This window comes from Peribacillus suis (assembly GCF_059384845.1).
In genome coordinates this window covers 3,924,790-3,939,160 of sequence record NZ_CM182019.1, presented here as the reverse complement: position 1 = coordinate 3,939,160, position 14,371 = coordinate 3,924,790, and the positions used below count along the sequence as shown (strand labels likewise).

Genomic DNA, 14,371 nt, shown 5'->3' with positions numbered 1-14,371 from the left:
TAAAAGGAGTGTATCGAATGAATTTTTTGGTGCGTCAAAAAGCGAGGGAACTTCTAAAGAGCGGTAATTTTCTTATAAAAAATAATCCTTCAAGCTTAAGAAATAAATTTTTAGGAAAAGTTAGAAAAGTTACTGTAGTTACTGCTGCTTATAATGCCGAAAAATTCATAAGAAAAACGATTGATTCAGTAGTAAATCAATCCATAGGTATAGATCAGATCGAATATATCATTATTGATGATTGTTCGACAGATGGGACTAATAAAATCATTCAAGAGTATACAGCTAAGTATAAAAATATCTGTTCAGTTACCCTACAAGAAAATAATGGGTCACCTGGGACCCCCAGAAATATTGGAATAGAATTGGGGACATCCAAATATATAACTTTTTTAGACGCGGATGACTGGCTTGCTCATGATGGATTGGAAACCCTCTATAACATCCTCGAAGAAACAGGCGATGATTATGTAGTGGGGAAAACGGTAAAAGTCGAATCTAAGTCAGAGAGTGTTATAGGTGAGTTTGCTTCCATTAAAGAAAGAAGAAGTATTACCCCAATGGATGTTCCACACTTTTTTTATCATATGGGTCCAACGGCTAGAATGATGAAACTGCCTATGGTTAAAGAAAATGAAATTGGTTTTCCTAATTTGAAATTTGGTGAAGATAAATGGTTTTTTACGGATGTTTTCTTTAAAGTGAGAGCAGTATCAACTACTAAAAAACCTATTTATTATGTCAATAGAACTTCTGAGAACCCATCGTCCTTAACACGTGCTACGAATGTGTTAGATAAAAGAAAAGCGGATCTAGAGGTAATAAGATATATTCAATCCAAGGATATTGCCAATGAATTGAAAAAGGCGGCTCTTAACCGGATTTATGAGTACGATATTGTAAAAACGTTCGATAGTCAAACTTTTGTGAAATCTAAGCATAAAAATGATTTTATAGAAATATTAAGGGAAGCTGTCGAAACAACGAAAGCTCTGTCATATGACTTTAAGAATGAATTTAAAGAACCTATTTATAAATGTGCCATTGATTTATTTATGGAGGATCGTATTGATGATTTCGTAAAGTTATTTGAATGGTTAAAACGAGATCCCAATAAAAAATATCATATTATAGATGGTTTACCTTATTATGAACTTCCATTTCTGAAAGATGATTATCGCTACGTAAGGATACCGATGCTAGCTCGTGCAATAGATTCCTTTGTTATGGATAATGTCTATCATCAGAGTTTTGAGATCTATGGTGATGATCTAGATAACATAGACTCTGTATTGATACGTGATAGAAAAAGAATTGACAATGAAATCAATTGTGAAGTCCAAATAGAAGATAATAGAGGTCATTTCACTGTTTCTTTAGATAAAATTGATCGAATGGAAAAGTCATTATTTGCAGTATTCATTCGCTATAATGATTATCAATTGGTGAATATTAAAAGGATCCTGAAAAATAAGATGATCTATAATAATAAAAATGTGGAGTTTTATACAACAGTGGCAAATAATTTAGGACTAGCAATAAAGTCTTTGGAGTAGCTGTTACGTGTACACGGAAATAAGCTCTCCCTGATATGGGCGAGCTTATTTTTAGTTTTGAATATTTTAAAGAAGTAGGTTCTATTCTCTGGGTTAAAGCATTCAATCACCACCACTACTACTACTCAATAAACAGGGAGAAAATATATGTCAATTGAAAAACCGAAAACGCCGAATAAACCTTCCTTGCTATCCATATTGAAAAAAAGTTTGAAAGCCATCTTTTTTAGAGCATATAAAATGGCATTCAGCATGGCAGGGAAAGTGTTGCCCGTCAATCAAAAGCTTGTTGTTTTTGAAAGCTTTTTAGGAAAACAATACAGTTGTAATCCACGTGCGATATATGAATACTTGCAGAGTAACCATCCTGAATATAAAATGTATTGGAGTGTCGACAAAAGGTATACGGCGCTGTTTGAAGAGGCGGGCATTCCACACCTCAAACGATTTTCGGTAGGGTGGTTGCTTAAGATGACGCGTGCCCATTATTGGGTGACGAATAGTAGGATGCCGCTATGGATTCCAAAGCCAAAGCACACCGTATATTTGCAAACCTGGCATGGTACACCATTGAAGAAACTTGCGTCAGATATGAAGGAAGTCCATATGCCTGGGACGACGACGGAGAGCTATAAAGAGAATTTCCATGCTGAATCAAGCAAATGGGATTATCTGATTTCTCCGAATGCCTATTCCAGCGAGATTTTTGCGCGCGCTTTTAATGTCGACCCCTCTAAAATTCTGGAAACCGGTTATCCACGCAATGATTTACTGTATAATGGGAATAATCGTGTTACAATCGACTCATTGAAACAGAAAATAGGGGTACCGGTGGAGAAAAAGGTCATTTTATATGCCCCCACTTGGAGAGACGATGAGTTTTATAGCAAAGGAAAATATAAGTTTGAAATAAAGCTGGATTTGGATCAAATGAGACAGGAATTAGGGGATGAGTATGTCATTTTACTCCGTCTTCATTATTTGATTTCCGAGAACTTGGATTTGTCGGCTTATCAAGGCTTTGCTTACGATGCATCGAGTTATGAGGATATTAGCCATTTGTATCTCATTTCAGATTTATTAATAACGGATTATTCATCGGTTTTCTTTGATTACGCAAATTTACAGCGACCGATGTTGTTCTATGTATATGATATTGAAAAATACAGGGACAAGCTTCGCGGGTTTTATTTCGATTTTGAAGGGACCGCACCAGGTCCGTTAGTAAGGTCGTCGGATGCTGTCATTGAAAGCATCAAGGCGATGGAATTGGAGAAGCCCGTAGAGTTGGATCAGTTCCATGAGAAGTTTTGTGCACTCGAGGATGGTCAGGCTTCACGCCGTATCGTAGAAAAAGTGTTTTTAGGAAGGTCTGTGTAATATATGAGTTCAGCTTTGACCGTTTTAAAAGAACAAATCAATAATTTTTATTTGGTTAGACGCTTGTCAGCCTATGAAATGAAAAGCGCCAACAGCAATAATTACCTGGGGATCCTCTGGGAAATCATCAATCCGATGATTCAGATTGCGATTTATTGGTTCGTGTTCGGTTTCGGGATCTTCAATCGTAAAGATGTAGATGGCCATCCATTCTTACCATGGCTGATGGCGGGGATTGTCGTCTGGTTCTTCGTGAACCCAGCCACGACCCAGGCGTCCAAATCGATCTATTCGAGATTGAATATGGTGTCCAAGATGAACTTTCCCATGAGTGTCATTCCTTCTTATGTCATTTTTGCGAAGTTGTATCAGCACTTTATGTTACTAGCAGTCATCATCATCCTTTTAGTTTTCACGGGATATGTCCCGACGTTTTACATCGTTCAACTGCCATATTACATCGTTGCAACGGTAGCGTTGCTGTTTTCGTTCGGATTGATCACGTCGACGTTATCGACTGTCATCCGTGACGTACACAATATGATCCAGTCATTGATGAAAATCTTGTTTTATTTAACACCCATCCTTTGGATACTAAATGCGACCCAGCATCCGACGATCGTCAGTATTATGAAGCTGAATCCCCTATACTATATAGTGGAAGGGTATCGCGCTTCGTTGTTGGGGGAATCATGGTACTTCATCGGTCATTGGGAATACACACTTTATTTCTGGGCAGTCGTACTCGTCTTCTTTTTGATAGGTTCCTCGCTGCATGTTAGATTTAGAGATCGCTTTGTTGACTTTAAGTAAACTGGAAGTGAGATATTGGAAAAATCGGTAATTGTCAAAAACGTAACGAAGAAATATAAATTATATAATAAAAACTCGGAAAAGCTTCTCGACCTCCTTTTGCCCAAAAGCTATGGGGAAGAGTATTATGCGCTGAGAAACGTTAGCTTTGAAGCGGAAAAAGGTGACGTCATCGGATTTGTCGGGGTCAATGGCTCAGGGAAATCCACGTTATCGAATATCATTGCCGGAATCGTACCGGCAACGGATGGAAACGTCGTGACCAATGGTAAGACGGCATTGATCGCCGTTTCATCCGGTCTTAACAATCAATTGACCGGGAGAGAAAACATCGAATTGAAAATGCTGATGCTCGGATTCGATAAAAAGCAAATCCGTGAGCTGGAGCCTGAAATCATCGAGTTTTCGGAACTGGGCAAGTTCATCAATCAACCGGTAAAATCCTACTCAAGCGGGATGAAGTCACGACTTGGATTCTCCATTTCGGTCCATATCGACCCGGATATCCTGATCATTGACGAGGCTTTATCGGTCGGCGATAAAAACTTCGCTGAAAAGTGCTTGGAAAAGATGAATGAATTCAAGGGAAAAGGCAAAACGATGTTCTTCGTCAGCCATTCAATCGGTCAGATGAAGAAGTTCTGTTCGAAGGCATTGTGGCTCGAATATGGGGAAGTTAAAGCATATGGCACGATGAAAGAAGTCATGCCACAATATGAAACGTTCTTGAAGGAATATAAAGCGATGTCCAAAAAGGAACAAAAAAAATATCGCGAAGAGCAAATGGAAAAACGCAGTAAAGCAACAGTATAAAAAACAGGCAGACTCAAAACTTGGGTCTGCCTGTTTTTGTGTCGAGCACTTCTTGATAGACGTCCATAAAATGCTTGGCGGCTGCCAGATGAGAGTATTCCAGCTCGATTTTTTCTCTGGCTTTTATGGCGAGCCTCTCGCCTTGGGAGGAATCGTTAAGCAGCATTGTAATGGCTTGAGCGAGTTCCACGGGATTCTTTTCCTCCACTAGCAGTCCGTCTTCCCCATCTGTAATGATTTCTTTAAGTCCGCCGATCCTGCTGGCAATGACGGGTGACCCGGAGCCCATCGCTTCTAAGGCTGAAATGGAGGTGGCTTCTTCCACTCCGTGTGAATGGACACTCGGGATAAGGACGATATCAGAAGCGCCATACACGTTATTCATATTCTCATAGGGAACAGAACCGAGGAAGAGCACGGACTCTTGTAGACAAAGCTTTGTTGCCGTTTCTTCAAGCTTGCTTTGTTGCTCACCTGTCCCGGCATAGACTAACACCGTATCAGGATTCTTTTTCAGCACTTCTGGAAGAGCAAGAAGGGGGTAGATGACACCGTTTTTTTCCGTCATCCGCCTTGGGACGAGAAGCATCCTTTTATGTGAAGGAATTAGGAATCGTTTTTGCGTTTCTTCCCGGTTGGTGGTTTTGGGTTTGAAAGCAGTGACATCAATGAAGTTTTTGATCGTGGTGGCCTCGACATGTGCAGCATGGCCGATGTATTCCTTGATGCGCCGGTCGACCGTCACGACTTTTGCCGCTGAACGATAAGCTTTTCTTTCATACTCTTGAAGCAGTAAGTCCTCCTCGCTGTTCTCGAAAATGGCGCCCCTGCTAATTGCCTCAAATGAATAATATCCATGCACCGTTTGGATCGTCGGGATTCCGGCTTCAATGGAAGCAAGGGTCGCAAAGATATCCTGGGCATGGATGATGTCGTACCTTTTCGTGGATTTTTTAATGGTTGCAGTCAATAATTTCATCCGTTGCCGGTCGTTAAACAGCTGTCCGCTTCCTTTTTTCATTGAATTCAATAGAAAGCCAGGGGCTTTTGCAAGAAGCGTTTTCCTGAATGGCGGCAAGTGCGAGAAGGATAAAACATCCACCGTATGTCCCATCGATTCTAAGCCGCTTTTCAACGTCGTGATGTGACTGGACAAGCCTCCCTCATGGGGATAGGAAAATATCGTTGTCATCAAAATGTTCATACGATGATCCTTTCTTTTGAATGGTGAGTATCCAAATTCTTTAATTTCTTGAACGGATGTTTCTTAAAATCTGCAGGCTGCTGCTTTTAAAAAGGAAGGATAGAAGGAGATAACCTCCGAATACGAGAGCGGTGATCATACTCAATTCAAGGAAAATCGGAAACTCTATACTATATGGATGAAGCCATGAAGCGATTCCATAGAGGATGCTACCCATGACCAAAAGCTTGCCCATCTCTTGAAGAATGTCAGTGAATAAGGATGCATCCGCTTTTGTCGTGTTCACGTGTAGCAAGCTGAACAGGAAGATACATTGGAGGAGCATCGAAAGGCCTGTTGCAAGGGCGATTCCTCCGACACCGAGAAAACGCGATAGCACCCAGCTGAGCAGGATATTCAGTAAAACGGCACTCAAGCAGGAATACATCGCCATTTTCGTTTTTTTCAAGGCGTAAAAGGCATTCATCAAATAATCCCTCGCTGCAAAAAAGGGAAGGGCTGCCGCATAAAAGAAGAAAGCGGCATAGGTGGTGTCTGTTGCGGACGCATCAAAGGCACCACGTTGAAAGGCAAGTGCGATCAAGCTTTTCCCACTGACCAACATGACGATCATAAAGGGGACTGATAAAAAGGCAAGTGCCTTCAGCCCTTTTAAGGTAAGAGTGAGAAAAGCACGATAACTTTCAAGGGCACGACCGACGATGGAAGGATAAAGTACGGTAATGATGGGTGTAAGGACAATGCTCAGTGGCAGCCAAAGCAGCCGGTTTGCATAGTTAAGGGCCGACACGCTTCCTGACTCAAGTGAGGTCGCGATGATCCGGTCGACGACACTATTCAGCTGGAGTGCCAATGCCGCGATGATGATCGGGTAAAACATCGACAATGCCTCAATGATTTCCCGTTTATGTGATTTGAAAGAAAACACCAAGTGAAAATGGTCCTTTTTTAATGCCGGGAATTGAATCAAGAATTGACTGGCGGCCCCGATTAAAAATCCCCAGGCCAATCCTTTCACACCAAAGGGTGCTGCTAATAAGACCGTGGCTACAATGATCACCGTATTGTGAGCCGTTGACGTGAAGGCGGGAAGCAGGAAACGCTGATTGGCTTGCAGGATTCCTGTTGCCATGTAGGCAAGTGTGAAAAACAGTAAACTTGGCAGCATGATCCTAGTCAATACTTCCGTTAATTCGAGTGCAGAACCCGTGAACCCTGGGGCTACCATCCAGACGAGCGGCTTTGTGAAGAGAAGGCAGAGGAGGGTCAGGATGATGGCAACCATCACGAAAAAGGAGCCCAAAACACTGATGAACTCATCGGCTTTTCTTGGGTTTCTCTCTTTTTTCTCCAAATAGATGGGGATGACACCCGCTTGAAGGCCACTGCCGAGTGCGGTAAATAGTATGGTCGGAATAAGGCTTGCGACAAAGAAGATGTCGGCCGTCGATGATGCACCGAAGTACGCAGCGATGATGGATTCCCGCCCAAAGCCCAGGACTTTTCCAATGGCACCGATGATGGTGACGATTCCTACCGATTTAACAACATGTGAAAGTGCAGGCATAGGTTCAACCCTTTGAAAAGATGTCCTTTTGTAAACAAAAGCCTAAACAACTATAAAAGAAGAGCGTAAATGTCTTATCTTCAAGGATATTGTAAAAAAGTCCGGCTATAAGCGCTGCCAGCAATAGGCAGATGGTGAAGGTGGCCGCCGACCGGTTGCTGCTGTGAAGTAGTGTGCGATAGGTTAAAAAAACAAATCCGAAAACGGCCGCCAAGCCGAGCAGGCCGGTCTGGACCAGAACCTGGATGTATTGGTTATCTGTATACATGTTTTCGCCAATTCCGTATTCCTGATAAATCGGCGATGAAAAAGAAAGGGTGGCGGAATCTCCGAAAGTCGCAAGCCCTGTACCGATTACAGGATGGTCCATGAAAATCTCCATTCCTTTGATCACCACATATAACCGACCCCACTCTGTACTCTGGCTTAAGCTCTCATCAGAATAAATCTCTGAAAACCGCTTGGAGAGGGCCTGATCACCTTCGGGAGGTAGGCTCCCTATCATCGTGTCGACAGGAACGGAAGCGGACAGATCATCATTGCTTGATGTGAATGAAATGGGAAAGTAAATGAGAAGCAGGCCACAAAGGAATGAACCCAACCCATATAGAAAAAGCGGTTTGTTTTTTGTCAGGATGATGTACAGGAGAGAGGCCAACCCGAATGCAATCATCGTACCCCTGGAATAGGTGAATAAAAAAGTCCCGAATATCAAGGCGGACGAAAGAAAGATCCAGACTTTATGTTTTTTGGCAGCTTGGAAGAGAAAGAAACTAAAAAAGAACTGAATGCCTAAAAATAAGGCAAATACATTGGGATTGGCGGCTGCTCCATAAATTCTCATGTTGTTTATAGGAGGGAGATTCCATGCGCCCCAACTGTCAGGAATGAGAATCGTGCGCGAGAAACCTTTCTCGATTAAACCGTGAATGGAAAGTGCGACCGCAAATAGGAGCATCCCCTTTAAAAAGAGTAAGATATCCTTTCTTTCTAGATGTAGTTCACCGATAATGTAGAGGAGCAAGAAGGTCACGAGCAATGCCCGTAGTTCAAATAGAATCGGAATGAGACTCACACCGGTCATGAACGCGGCGATCACCCCGACTAAGCAGAACAACAAAAATGGAACCGTAAAATGATAGTTTGCGGTGGACCACTCTTTATTCTTCACTTTTTCAATCAGCATAGACAAAAACAAAATGAGGATGATGAGGTCCCCGGTATAGGTTAATCCGTTATTTAGTTCCATGAATAAGGGTCGGGCAGGGAAGTATAAGAATAGAATGAATAACAGATGTTTTTTATGGATGAATGCAAAAACGACCATCGTTGCGGTTGCGGCGTAGCCGACAATCGGATTAGGCATGGCTAATGGGAAGAGTAGGCACGCGATCAGAATGGGCAGTGAATATTTTTCAAGAAGCTTCAACGACGAAAAACCACCTTTGCATGAAGGTTCCGTTATAAGATGTGTATGAGAAAAACCTTGAATAATTCCTGACCCTCTAAATATATAGTACATATGAAAGGCTGAAAAAATATGAGCGAGAAGTTTGTGGAAATCTTAACGATTCCCTTTATAGATACGAATATGGATGAATTTATAAATCAGATGCTGTATCCAAGAATGAGAAATCAAGAAAAAACGTTTGTCGTAACGGCAAATCCTGAAATTGTGGAGTATGCAAATGAACATCAGGATTATAAGGACATCATTACGAACGCGGATTACATTACCCCGGATGGCATAGGTATCATTATGGCGTCCAAATGGCTGGATCAACCACTACAGGAGCGAATTACAGGGTTCGACCTGATGAATGAACTTTTCTCCATTGCCAATGAACAAGCACTTAAGGTGTATTTATTGGGGGCGGAGGAATCCGTGATTGAAAAAGCGGCCGCCAAAGTCCAACAGCAGTATCCTGGACTAAACCTGGTCGGCCATCATCACGGTTATATTGATATTGAGGATGAAACCTTGGCGAAATCGATAGCGGATCTTGAACCGGACATCGTTTTGACGGCCTTAGGCTTTCCACGGCAGGAAAAGTGGACATCGCTCCACTATCCCTTGTTTAAGAAAGGGCTTTTCATGGGAGTCGGCGGAAGCTTCGATGTTCTCGCAGGGAAGGTGAACCGGGCTCCCGTTGTGTGGCAAAAAATGCGTCTTGAATGGATGTACCGGCTGATTCAGGAGCCTTCCCGATGGAAGCGGATGCTGGTGTTGCCACAATTCGTATGGAAGGTCAGGCGGATAAGGAGAAAGGTACAGCGTTCCTAAACAATAAGGAGTGGACTGGATGAAAATCTTGCACCTAAACGCTGGAAATGAAACCGGCGGTGGTATGTTTCATATTCTGTCCTTGCTGAATCAACTAAATAAAGAAGAGTGCCTGCTTGGCGTGTTTGAAGAAGGGGAATTGTATCGTCAGGCAGTGGCTTCTGGCATTCAAACCGAAATTTTCAGGCAACGATCCAAATTTGATTTGACCATATTGAAACCTTTACGGAACTTTATCCGTCTACATCATATAGACATCATTCATACACATGGACCACGGGCTAATATTTACGGGGTGCTTTTAAAGCGGTTAGTAAAATGTCCGTGGGTCCTTACTGTACACAGCTCCCCTGCTTATGATTTTTTAGGGATGGGGCTAAAAGGGAAGCTCTATACAAGCTTGCATCTATTGTCATTAAAGCAAGCGGATCATCTATTGGCGATTTCCAATGAATTTAAAGATGAATTGACTGGTCAGGGAATATCACCCACCAGAATCACGAAAATTATGAATGGCATAAATTTTGAACAGAACATAGAAGAACCTTATCAAAGGGCGGAGTTCGGTTTGGAAGCGGATGATTTCGTCATGATCATGACAGCCAGGCTTGAACCGGTGAAGGGGCATGAATTCGCCTTGGAAGCAGTAGCTGACATGGTTTCTGATTTTCCTCATATAAGGCTCTTGATTGTTGGAGATGGCAGAAGAAGGCGTGCATTAGAACAGGTGGTTTTGGATAAGGGATTATCTGACCATGTGTTCTTTTTAGGGTACCGTGATGATATGGAAAGGCTATATCCTTTGGCAGATTTGACCTTGCTGACTTCGATAAGCGAGAGTTTTCCGCTTGTTTTATTGGAAGGGGCGAGGGCTGGATTGCCGGCCCTTACGAGTGATGTCGGAGGAGTGAAGGAACTCATACCCGATAGAGAACATGGTTGGATTACCCAGGTGGGCAATGTCCAGGAAATCACGGAAAGCATCCGCGAGGCCATCATCCTGAAAAAAGACGGAAAGTTGACAAAGATAGGAATTAACTTACAAAAATTTGCAAAAAACAACTTTCCTATAGAGATTTTAGCTGAAAACATATATAATATTTATTTGAGGATGAATAAATATTAAGTAATGACATATATAGTTTGTTTTATAGATTATTAGGGTATTAGATTTTAAGTTGAATAGAGGTGGTTCTTGATGTTAATAGGGGCCTTATTTGTAGCATTCTTTTTATCTCTTCTTTTGACTCCATTTGTCGGGAAACTCGCCTTTAAACTTGGAGCAACCGATAAACCGAATGAGCGGAAAGTTCACGTAAAAATTATGCCACGCATGGGTGGTTTGGCGATATTCTTGAGTTTTTTAATTACTGTACTGGTTTTCACGGATGATTTTTTAGGGCAGTTGCCACTGTTGGTCGGCGCCCTTGTCATCATTTTGATTGGTATCGCGGATGATATATATGAATTAAAGGCTGCGCCTAAGTTTTTAGGCCAGATTTTAGCTGCTCTCATCATCGTGTTATGGGGCGGCCTTGAAGTGGAGTTTATCAATCTTCCATTTTTCACGGATAAGCTTGAATTTGGAATCTTCAGTATCCCCATCACGATTTTATGGATTGTCGGCATCATCAATGCTATCAATTTGATTGATGGCCTAGACGGACTTGCAGGTGGGGTCTCGACGATCGCTTTGGTGACCATCGCGACGATGGCCCTTATCAAAGGAGATTTATTTGTTGCGACGATTGCCTTGATTGTCATTGGTAGCACCCTCGGGTTCTTGAAATACAATTTTCACCCGGCAAAGATTTTTATGGGGGATACAGGTGCCCTGTTCCTGGGGTACATCATTGCGGTACTTTCCTTGCTTGGATTCAAAAACGTCACAATGATTTCCTTGATTGTCCCGATCATCATCTTGGGGGTTCCCATTTCGGATACATTCTTTGCAATCATTCGCAGGCTTGTCAATAAGCAACCGATTTCGGCCGCTGACAAATCGCATCTACATCATTGCTTATTGAACTTAGGTTTCACTCATAAGCAGACGGTTATACTCATTTATGCATTAGCAGCATGCTTTGGACTCGCTGCGATCATCTTCTCCTTTGCGACATTATGGGGAGCGTTGATTCTTGTAGCCGGTATCCTCGTGCTCATTGAGATATTGGTCGAGAAAATCGGGCTGGTCGGTTCCAATTACCAGCCACTGTTGAAAATGCTTAATGCACGTAATATGAAAAAATAAACGGAAGGCTGTTCCTGATTTTTCAGGACAGCCTTTTCTTTATTTTACGCTTTTTATAAGCTTGTGATTTATGGAGTTTAAAGGGCAGATGGGGAAGGAATCTCTAGCTCAGTCAAATGAAAAAGGGACTCGAGGTCGAGTCCCTTTTTCATTATTCAATCTGTGATTCTGCGGCATCTGCTTGACTGCTAGTCTTTGTCGGTCCCAGGTTCATGTGGGATTTTAAAAGCAGCTTAATGTTTTCAACGGAGGTTTCATTTAATTGATAATAGTACGTTCCGTTAATGTTCGAATCGGTACCCTCAAGCTTGACCGTTTCGAGGTTAAGGCCATTATCCGTCGTCACATATTTGATGAAGCCTCTAATTTGTGAAAATTGAAGGTTCGTTGTCATGTTGTCGCCTACAGCCTCCATTACATCGGTATACTTTGATATGGCGCCAACCGTAGTTGCTTTGGAGATGATGGCTTTCAAGACTTCCTGTTGACGTTCACCACGTTGGATATCACTGTCCTGCTTACGTGTCCGGGCAAAGGCCAATGCTTCTTCACCATCGACTGTCTGTAATCCTTCTTTTAAATGAATGGCGTTCTTTTTGTCATGAGAATCCATTTCATGCATTTCATAAGGCACATCAACTTCGATGCCATCTAAAGAATCGACAACATCGATGAAGGCGTTAAAGTTCATTCTGACATAATAATCAACCGGAATATCAAACAATTCTTCCACTGTGTCCATCGTAGCTTTTGGCCCACCGGCTGCATGTGCCGCATTGATTTTCGTGGTCACGCCTTTTTCGGGCACGTACACATATGAATCACGTGGGATGCTTAAGAGCTTGATCGATTTCTGATCTTTGTTGAATGTAGCCAAGATCAGGGCATCTGAGCGAGAATTCCCTTGGTAGTCCCGTTCATCGCTGTCATCGATTCCAATGAACAGGATCGAGAAATTATCTTCGAGCGGGTCTATCGCTTCATCCCGCTTTGCGGAAGCCTCAACGGGGTCGTAGGAACCATTGAATACGTTCTGTGCTTTCACATATAAAGTTGCGGCATACGTAGTGGCACCTAAAGCCAGAACCAACAGGGGGACTAGAACTAGCCAAAGTCTTTTACGTCTTTTTCTCTTTGTTTTTTTAATTTTATAAACACGTCTAGTAGTAGACATCTTTTCTTCTCCTTTTAAATAGCAGATTTAACCCGCTATTCTTCGAATCCTTCAATATATATCGTCAAGTATTACAGTTAATTTTACATGGATATCATGAATTCGTAAAATAAATATTTCTTTTTCAAGTGAAAAATAGTAAAAAAAGGAAATAGAACGTCCTACAGGAGTTTCTCTTCTAGATATAGAATCTCGCCTTCTGCTATACTTCCTTGGCCATTCGTCAGCTCAGTCATCCAATTTACATACGCCTGCTTCTGTCCTTCCTCCACATAAACAAGGAGAATGACTTGATCAAGATATTGGATATCTTTCATTTGATAAATAGAGGAGCGTAGTGCATTTTCCACTTTTCCGAGCCACGTATACTCGATGCTTGTAGACATCACACGCATTAGTTTCCGAACGACCACACCTGTTGTATTGATTCCTTCTGAAGTGGCTTTGCTATAAGCGCGGATGAGACCGCCCGCACCGAGCTTGATGCCTCCGAAATAACGCGTAACCACGACGGCTGTATCTTTGAGGTCTTTCTTCTTAAGGACTTCAAGGATGGGTACGCCTGCCGTTCCGCTTGGTTCACCGTCATCGAGTGCTTTTTGGATTTGATTTTGTTCGCCGATCATATAAGCTGAACAATTATGAGTTGCATCTTTGTGTCTTTTCTTTATTTCCTGAATAAAGGCCTGTGCTGCTTCTTCTGTTTCGACTCGGGCGACATGGGAAATGAACCGGGATTTTTCAATGACGATTTCGTGTTCCCCTCGTCCTTTTACCGTTAAATAATGAGGGAGCATGACTTTTTCACCTTCGTTCTTTCTATATAATCGATTAATTATAAGTCTTAGCACGAATTGTGGCAACGAAGTTTGACGTAAATTAAACATGTGTAAAGAAACTTTAATATAAGAAAAATTTGTACGTGTTATAATTAATTTTATTGACTGTAAATCTTTCGTAGTTGTATTTTTATGCTTAAAAGAATATCTTTATGGCTAAATCAATGCGTTTTGGACTATATTCTTGACTCTTCCTGATAGAGTTCATGCATATAAGGAATTATGCCATTTTAGTAATTTTCTGTTTCGTATAATAATTAAGGTTGTAGAATATTCAATTTTGTTTGATTAGGATAAGTTGTATGGGATAATGAGATTTCTTATCTTTACAAGTGGGCCGTTCATCCTCAATTCTGTATCAGCCCAGTGAGCTCGAAGTATGCTAAATATGTATATTTTGTGTAAATCCATTATTGAAAGTAACGTATTTTTCTTCTTTTTTTGGTACAATATGTTCATGAAGGTTTCTTCTTAAATGTTACCTGCTGTA

At 41.7% G+C, this 14,371-nt stretch carries 11 protein-coding genes and 1 pseudogene; 7 read left to right on the top strand and 5 right to left on the bottom strand.

Annotation, left to right across the window (positions count from 1 at the left end; all coding sequences use genetic code 11):
- The first annotated feature begins 17 nt into the window (after positions 1-17).
- From AC503W_RS19365 to tagH, 4 genes and pseudogenes are all read left to right on the top strand, one after another.
- Positions 18-1,556, top strand: coding sequence for a glycosyltransferase family 2 protein (locus tag AC503W_RS19365; RefSeq protein WP_427685860.1), 1,539 nt, complete (start codon positions 18-20; stop codon positions 1,554-1,556).
- Between the two features lie 177 nt (positions 1,557-1,733).
- Positions 1,734-2,936 (top strand): annotated as a pseudogene (locus AC503W_RS19360) (CDP-glycerol glycerophosphotransferase family protein); the annotation flags it as partial.
- A 3-nt stretch (positions 2,937-2,939) separates the two neighbouring features.
- A complete protein-coding gene (locus AC503W_RS19355; protein WP_427591471.1) occupies positions 2,940-3,749 on the top strand; it encodes an ABC transporter permease in 810 nt (269 codons plus the stop codon).
- Positions 3,750-3,764: 15 nt separating this feature from the next.
- Positions 3,765-4,562 (top strand): teichoic acids export ABC transporter ATP-binding subunit TagH, encoded by a 798-nt coding sequence (gene tagH, locus AC503W_RS19350; RefSeq protein WP_494915500.1) that lies wholly within the window; start codon positions 3,765-3,767, stop codon positions 4,560-4,562.
- A gap of 13 nt (positions 4,563-4,575) precedes the next feature.
- On the opposite strand, the gene AC503W_RS19345 is transcribed toward tagH, so the two are convergent.
- The 3 genes from AC503W_RS19345 to AC503W_RS19335 form a co-directional block, all read right to left on the bottom strand.
- Positions 4,576-5,718, bottom strand: coding sequence for a glycosyltransferase family 4 protein (locus tag AC503W_RS19345; RefSeq protein ID WP_494915498.1), 1,143 nt, complete (start codon positions 5,716-5,718; stop codon positions 4,576-4,578).
- A gap of 88 nt (positions 5,719-5,806) precedes the next feature.
- On the bottom strand, positions 5,807-7,333 hold the full coding sequence (gene murJ, locus AC503W_RS19340; RefSeq protein ID WP_494915497.1) for a murein biosynthesis integral membrane protein MurJ: 1,527 nt from the start codon (positions 7,331-7,333) through the stop codon (positions 5,807-5,809).
- Positions 7,334-7,337: 4 nt separating this feature from the next.
- The gene (locus AC503W_RS19335; protein ID WP_494915495.1) at positions 7,338-8,762 is read right to left on the bottom strand and encodes an O-antigen ligase family protein; all 1,425 of its coding nucleotides are present in this window, start codon (positions 8,760-8,762) and stop codon (positions 7,338-7,340) included.
- A gap of 111 nt (positions 8,763-8,873) precedes the next feature.
- On the opposite strand from AC503W_RS19335, the gene AC503W_RS19330 reads away from it, so the two are divergent.
- The 3 genes from AC503W_RS19330 to AC503W_RS19320 all read left to right on the top strand — a co-directional run bounded on the left by AC503W_RS19330 (position 8,874) and on the right by AC503W_RS19320 (position 11,868).
- Positions 8,874-9,617 (top strand): WecB/TagA/CpsF family glycosyltransferase, encoded by a 744-nt coding sequence (locus tag AC503W_RS19330; protein WP_402992086.1) that lies wholly within the window; start codon positions 8,874-8,876, stop codon positions 9,615-9,617.
- Positions 9,618-9,636: 19 nt separating this feature from the next.
- On the top strand, positions 9,637-10,743 hold the full coding sequence (locus tag AC503W_RS19325) for a glycosyltransferase family 4 protein (RefSeq protein ID WP_494915493.1): 1,107 nt from the start codon (positions 9,637-9,639) through the stop codon (positions 10,741-10,743).
- Positions 10,744-10,815: 72 nt separating this feature from the next.
- Positions 10,816-11,868 carry a glycosyltransferase family 4 protein gene (locus AC503W_RS19320; RefSeq protein WP_494915491.1) on the top strand — a complete coding sequence of 351 codons (1,053 nt, stop codon included), beginning with the start codon at positions 10,816-10,818 and terminating at the stop codon, positions 11,866-11,868.
- A gap of 151 nt (positions 11,869-12,019) precedes the next feature.
- On the opposite strand, the gene AC503W_RS19315 is transcribed toward AC503W_RS19320, so the two are convergent.
- The gene (locus tag AC503W_RS19315; protein WP_494915487.1) at positions 12,020-13,042 is read right to left on the bottom strand and encodes an LCP family protein; all 1,023 of its coding nucleotides are present in this window, start codon (positions 13,040-13,042) and stop codon (positions 12,020-12,022) included.
- A 161-nt stretch (positions 13,043-13,203) separates the two neighbouring features.
- Entirely contained in the window at positions 13,204-13,839 is a 636-nt protein-coding gene (locus tag AC503W_RS19310; protein WP_494915483.1) for a YigZ family protein, read from the bottom strand.
- Positions 13,840-14,371 lie beyond the last annotated feature (532 nt).